This window comes from Brevundimonas sp. GN22, assembly GCF_054824005.1.
Genome location: NZ_JSYD01000145.1, coordinates 1 through 5950, shown reverse-complemented (window position 1 = coordinate 5950; position 5950 = coordinate 1). Strand labels below are relative to the sequence as shown.

The following is a 5950-nucleotide window of genomic DNA, read 5'->3' as shown; positions in this document are numbered from 1 at the left end:
GGTCACCGACATAGTCATACGACAACCGGAACAGTTCCGCATCGACGCGTTCCTCCACCACCTTGCGGATGGTGTTGGACTTGGCCTCCTTGAACGAAAGGCCGCCCGTCAGAGCCGCCAGCGCCCACCCGCGATCAGGGTCGTGCACCGACCGCAGATGGTCCGCGATTAGCCGCAGCTTGGCATTCCTCGACGCCGTCAGCGACAGCCGGTCCAGCAGTTCGGCAAAGGCCCTCATGCGGTGGCCTCTTCTACTGGCTCGTCGTCCTCGTCCTCATAGCCGACGAGGTGCAGCGCCCGCGCCGTCATGCCGTTGATCTCGGCCCAGCGCGACAGGGCATCGTCGCGCCCGTGGGTGATCCAGACCTCGGTGGGGGAAAGCTCGGTCAGGGTATCGGTCAGTTCGTCCCAGTCGGCATGGTCGGACAGGATGAGGGGCAACTCCACGCCCCTCTGACGCGCCCGCGCCCGCACGCTCATCCAGCCCGAAGCGAAGGCCGCGACCGGATCGGGAAAGCGGCGGCTCCAGCGGTCGGCAATCGCCGAGGGCGGGGCGATGATGATCTTGCCGGCGAAGTCGGCCTTTACCCCCGCCACCGTCTGCCACGGGCCGAGGTCGACTCCGAAACTTTCGTAAAGACGGTTCAGCTTTTCCAGCGCGCCGTGGACATAGATCGTCTCGTCATAGCCCGCCTCGCGCAGCAGCTTCATCACCCGCTGCGCCTTGCCCAGAGCATAGGCTCCGACCAGATGCGCCCGCTCGGGGAACTGCTGCAACGAGTGGATCAGCTTGCCGATCTCGTGGCTGTCGGGCGGGTGGCGGAAGACAGGCAGGCCAAAGGTCGCCTCGGTGATGAAGACATCGCTCGGCACCGGCTCGAACCCCGCACAGGTCGGGTCGCGGCGGCGCTTGTAATCGCCCGAAGCGGTGATGGTGATGCCGCCGTGCCGGATGGCCGCCTGCGCCGAGCCCAGAACATGCCCCGCCGGATGCAGCGATACCTCGACCCCGTCCACGCTCACCCGCTCGCCATACTCAAGGCTCTGGGTCGATCCGGCAAAGTCCGCGCCATAGCGCACTGCCATGATCGCCAGCGTCTCGGGGGTAGCCAGAACATGGCCGTGGCCCCATCGCGCATGGTCGGCATGACCGTGGGTGATGACGGCGCGGTCCACTGGACGCGGCGGGTCGATAAAGAACTGCCCTTCGGGGCACCACAGCCCCTGCGGTATGGGATGCAGCACAGCGGCGAACCGTTTGGCGTCAGGGCTGATCGAGGTCATGCAAAGCCTAACGCCGCGCTTGCCCGCGCGGTTGCCGAAACGAAAAAGGGCGGCCCCGTGAGAGAGCCGCCCTTGATTGTCAGCACCCTGTAAGGATGCCGCGCGGTACCGTGTGGCAATGATCGACCCACCACACATCGGTTGCACCGATGCTGTGGTGCAGGACCTGCCAGCGGCCATTCATCTTGCGATAAATGGCCTCGGTGTGCAGGCCATCGAACGGCCAGTCCGGCTCCTCGCGGTACAGAGGGGTGTTTGCAGGGTTGATCCTGCGACCCCCCGGCCACTGAGGCTCGACCTCGGCAAAGGCCCATTGCCCGTTGGAGCGCAGGGTCTTGACCACAAACTCCGCCCGACCGCCCAGTTCGCCCTCCACCTGCCCGCGCAAGGCGTCCATAAGCGCGGTCCGCTCGGGCGAGCCCGAGGGCGGAGTATAGATGCCGTCTTGACCCTCAGACTTGACGGGGGTGGCTGCCATGTCGACCGATGCCGAAGCCGTGGCGGAAACGGCTTCGGGCGAGGGGGATTGACCGGTGTCGATGGCAGCCTCGACCGAAAGGGCGCTAGGCCCCGCCGGTGCGTCCTGCGACGGGCGCGTCCGATCACAGGCCGACAGCGCCAGCACGCAACCCACAATCACAACGCGCCGCATCATCTTAGCCCGCCGCCTGTTCGGCTGCGTAGTGCTTGGCCAGTTGGATGCACTGACCGACGCCCTCGATCTCTTCCGCCGTCGGTTGGCTGTTGGCGTTGAACTTGGGACCGGCGTCCATGATAGCGCGGGCCTGATCCATCCTCAGCGTGTTCAGCGGCTCTGACGTCAACAGCTTGGTGCGGCTGAAATCTTCCACGCTGGCCAGTTCGGCCGCCATTTCAGGGCTCCAGATATTCGGCCAGGCCTTGGCGGTGCGCAGCGGCTCGACGCAGCTAAGACGCGCCTGACCCAGTTCCATGGGCGAGAGTGCGGCGATGAAAGCGGCCCCATCCGGCGACAGTTGGAAGTCCCCTGCTTCCGCAGCCGCAGACGTAGCCGCGGGGGCTTCGGCGGTAGCTACCGGTGCATCGGTCTCGGTCGTAGCCCGAGCCGGAGCCTCTTCGGCCTTGGAACAGGCGCAGGCGAGCAGCGCCGCGCTCAGGATGGCGAAGGTGCGGGCGGTCTTCATGCCTGTTTGCCCTTGGTCGGGGCTTCGGCGGTAACCAGCGCCAGGCACTCGCGGGTCTGTTCGACGTATTCCGGCGGGGTCAGTTCACCGCTGCTCGGCAGCGGCAGGCCCGAATGCTGGGCGGTGTTGATGGTGCTCGAGTCCGCGCCGGTTTCACGGGCGTCACGGATCAGGGTGAAGAAGTCGAGCTTGGGCGCATCCTTGACCTTGGCGGTCAGTTCCGCATCGAACGCGGCGTCATGCGCGCGCTTGGCGGTGCTGATGGCCTGATCGCATTTCAGCAAACGCAGCGCATAGTCTTGCGGCGACAGCGAAGCCTTGATGCGTTCGGCGACCTGCGCAGGGGTTTCTTCTGCCGGTTGCGCCGGTGCTGCGGCACCGGTTTCGGCGGAGTTGCAGGCGGCCAGAGAAACGGCAGCGGCGATGGCCAAAAGGCCCGTTTTGAGTTGCATGGGGTCAGCCCTCCCAAAATGACAAAAGAGCCGAGCGCGGCCCGTCGTCATCCTCGGAAAATCAACGCCCCGATCCTAGCGCCATAGATATGGGGGAGGCAGGCTATAGCAGGCGCCTGCCTGCATCCGGCGATAGGCGGAAGAACACCGGAAGGCACAGGGCTGCCCCAACCGCGAGGGCAAAATAGCCCGACAGACCCACACAGGCTTCGGGCGCGCCGGCGACGGTCGTAACCGCCATTGCTCCGGCTGCCAGAGCGACGCCCAGCGCATGGGAAAGCTGTTGGGCGATGCTGCTCAACACGCTGGCCGATCCGGCGGACTGCGGCGGCAGATCGGCATAGCAGAGCGTGCCAAAGGTAGTGATCTGGAGCGAGCGCACGAAGCTGCCTGCGACCAGCACGGCGGCGATCAATGCCAACGGCCATCGCCAGTCGGAAAAGGCAGGCACAACGAACAGCAGCACCGAAGCCGCGCCCGCCCACAAAAGCGTGCCGCGATAACCGCCTCTGGAAATCAGGCGCGCGGTAAAGGGCTTCACCAGCAGGGCTCCGGCCCCTGATGCGGTAATCAGAAGGCCCGCCTGCCACGCGCCCAGTTCCAGTCCCGACTGGAAATGATAGGCCAGCACAAAGGGGGTTCCGCCCACCAGCAGACGGAACAGCATGCCGCCGCTGAAACAGCGACGGAAGGTAGGGTCTTTGAGGACGCGGAAGTCGATAAGCGGCGTTGGCGAACCCAGATTCTTGCGCACAAAGCCGATGCCCAGGCCAATCGCGGCGAGGATAAATAGTACCGGTACCAGTAGTGGCGGGCCGTCATCGCGCAATGTCCCAAGACCTGCGACCGCACAAGCCATGGCCAGCACACCCATAATCATGGCGACCCAGTCCAACCGGCCACAGTCCTCGCGGCGGACATCGGGCGCGATAACGGCAACAATGCCCAGACTGGCGATGGCAAAGGGCACGCCGACGAGGAAGATCATGCGCCAGCCGTCATAGGCCGCCAGCAAACCGCCCACTGCCGGTCCAAGTGTCTGGCCTGCCATAGCGGGAGCCGTCAGGGCGGTGATAATCCCCAGCAAAGCTTGCGGCGGTGCCGTTCGTACAGCCAGCATCCGCGCCACCGGCATCAAGGTGGCCGCTGCCGCCCCCTGCAAAAACCGCGAGACCGTCAGCCAGATCAGATCGGGTGCCATGGCACTGGCGAGCCCCGCCAGAACGAACACCCCGATCGCAATCAGCAGCACTTTACGAGCACCGAACCGGTCGGCAGCCCATCCTATAACCGGCAGGCTGGCCCCGCAGCCGATGAAATAGGCCGCAAGCAGAATGTGGGGGGCCAGTTCAGGTGCCTGAAATGTCTCGGCGATGCGCGGCAGGGCCGGAACAATGGCGGTCGAATCCAGCCCTTGCATGAACAGGGCACCGCCAAGGGCGAACTGAAGCCGTCGCTGCTGGGGAGAGACCAAAGGGGTTGCCGGATCACCGCGAAAAACAGATACAAGCTGTAAGTCGGTTCGATGGGCGCTGTCGTCGTTGCCGGAAATCTATCTGACAGGCGATAGCTTACGTAAGCTGCACTTGTCGGGCATTCGCGTCCTACGCGACCAGTATCCTAGCGTGTTGCACAGTATCAATCTCGACCCGCTCGGCGTGTCTGCGTGGCAGATTGCCGACACTCGGACGAGCGAAACGAGGAGTAGCGGGATTGGCACCGCGACTATCCATGGCGACGATCGACGGGGTTCCTGTCACGGATACGGCTGCCCCCGGCACATCGGGACTGCTCCTGAAACGCAGACTGCGGCGCAAGCCTGCGTTGCTGGCTCCGGGTGCCTTTGACGCGCTTTCGGCATTGATGATCGAGCAGGCCGGTTTCGAGGCCATGTTCATTTCCGGCAGCGGTATCAGCTATACGCAGCTTGCCCGCCCCGACATCGGCCTGATCTCGCTGGACCAGTTGTGCCAGGTCACGCGCCGCGTTCGCGACCGACTGGAAACGCCGCTGATCGTGGATGCCGACAACGGTTTCGGCGACGCCATCAATGTCGAACACACCGTGCGCGCCTTGGAAAGGGCAGGGGCCTCGGCGGTGCTGATCGACGATCAGGCGTTTCCCAAACGCGCAGGGGCGCTGACGGGTAAGACCTTTGTCACGCCAGCCACCATGGCCGAAAAAGTCCGCGCTGCCGTCAACGCACGACGCGAGGCCAATACTTTGGTGATCGCGCGAACCGACGCCCTTCCGCACGAAGGGATCGAAGCTTCTCTGGCGCGTGCGCATCTGTATGTCGAGGCCGGTGCCGACGCCCTGTTTATCGACCAGCCGCAATCGCTTGAGGACTATCAACGGATTGCCGCCGAGTTTCCCGACACACCTCTGGTCGCCAATATGATCGAGGGGGGATCGTCTCCGGCCCTGAGTGCCAGCGAACTGACGGAACTGGGGTTTGGTCTGGTGATCGCCTCGGGATCATTGGTGCGCGGGTTTGCGGCCATGGCCGAGCGGTTGCTGGCCGTGCTGAAGCGTGATGGCTCGACGGCGGCACTGTCGGACCAGTTGCTGACCTTCGGTGCGCTGAACGAGCGGCTGGGGCTGTCGCAGATTGCCGATCAGGGGCGACGGTTCGATCCGGCGTTCCGGTTGGAGACGCTGATGAGCACTCACGACGACAAGGAGGGCGGCCAATGATCGCGCCCGCCCATATCCAGAGCTTGGAGACTCGGCTCCAGTCCAGAGTGTCCGCGCCTAACACCATGATCTCCGCGGCGGGCGTGTTCGATCACTTCGGGGCTCGCATGGCTCTTGAGGCGGGATACGACGCGCTGCTGGTTGGCGGCGCGGCTCTGGCGCTGTCGCGCTATGGCCGCCCTGTGGCGCAGTTGCTGTCGCCCGAGGCGATAACCGAAGCCCTTTATGTGGTGCGCGATGCGGGTGACATGCCACTCATCGCCGATGCTGCGGACGGGTTCGGCAATGCCCTGCACGTCGCCGCAACGGTTCGGGCCTTCGAGTTCGCCGGAGCATCGGTGGTGCAGATATCGG

7 protein-coding genes and 1 pseudogene are annotated in these 5950 nt (G+C 64.7%); 2 read left to right on the top strand and 6 right to left on the bottom strand.

Annotated elements, in window-relative coordinates; genetic code table 11:
- From OB03_RS14425 to OB03_RS14400, 6 genes and pseudogenes are all read right to left on the bottom strand, one after another.
- A pseudogene (locus OB03_RS14425) lies at positions 1 to 238 on the bottom strand (cisplatin damage response ATP-dependent DNA ligase); the annotation flags it as partial.
- Complete coding sequence (locus OB03_RS14420; RefSeq protein ID WP_461344622.1) at positions 235 to 1284, bottom strand: ligase-associated DNA damage response exonuclease; 1050 nt, start codon at positions 1282 to 1284, stop codon at positions 235 to 237. The gene OB03_RS14420 and the pseudogene OB03_RS14425, both read right to left, overlap by 4 nt.
- 79 nt (positions 1285 to 1363) lie before the next feature.
- Entirely contained in the window at positions 1364 to 1939 is a 576-nt protein-coding gene (locus tag OB03_RS14415) for a hypothetical protein (RefSeq protein WP_461344621.1), read from the bottom strand.
- Position 1940: 1 nt separating this feature from the next.
- Positions 1941 to 2447, bottom strand: a complete 507-nt coding sequence (locus tag OB03_RS14410; RefSeq protein WP_461344620.1) for a hypothetical protein — start codon at positions 2445 to 2447, stop codon at positions 1941 to 1943.
- Positions 2444 to 2899 carry a hypothetical protein gene (locus OB03_RS14405; RefSeq protein ID WP_242913641.1) on the bottom strand — a complete coding sequence of 152 codons (456 nt, stop codon included), beginning with the start codon at positions 2897 to 2899 and terminating at the stop codon, positions 2444 to 2446. The genes OB03_RS14410 and OB03_RS14405 overlap by 4 nt, the downstream gene beginning before the upstream one ends.
- A gap of 103 nt (positions 2900 to 3002) precedes the next feature.
- Positions 3003 to 4373, bottom strand: a complete 1371-nt coding sequence (locus OB03_RS14400) for an MFS transporter (protein WP_461344619.1) — start codon at positions 4371 to 4373, stop codon at positions 3003 to 3005.
- 257 nt (positions 4374 to 4630) lie between these two features.
- Between OB03_RS14400 and OB03_RS14395 the strand changes: the two genes are divergently transcribed.
- Positions 4631 to 5596, top strand: a complete 966-nt coding sequence (locus tag OB03_RS14395) for an isocitrate lyase/PEP mutase family protein (protein ID WP_461344618.1) — start codon at positions 4631 to 4633, stop codon at positions 5594 to 5596.
- A partial coding sequence (locus OB03_RS14390; RefSeq protein WP_461344617.1) for an isocitrate lyase/phosphoenolpyruvate mutase family protein occupies positions 5593 to 5950 on the top strand: 358 nt, incomplete at its 3' end. The genes OB03_RS14395 and OB03_RS14390, both read left to right, overlap by 4 nt.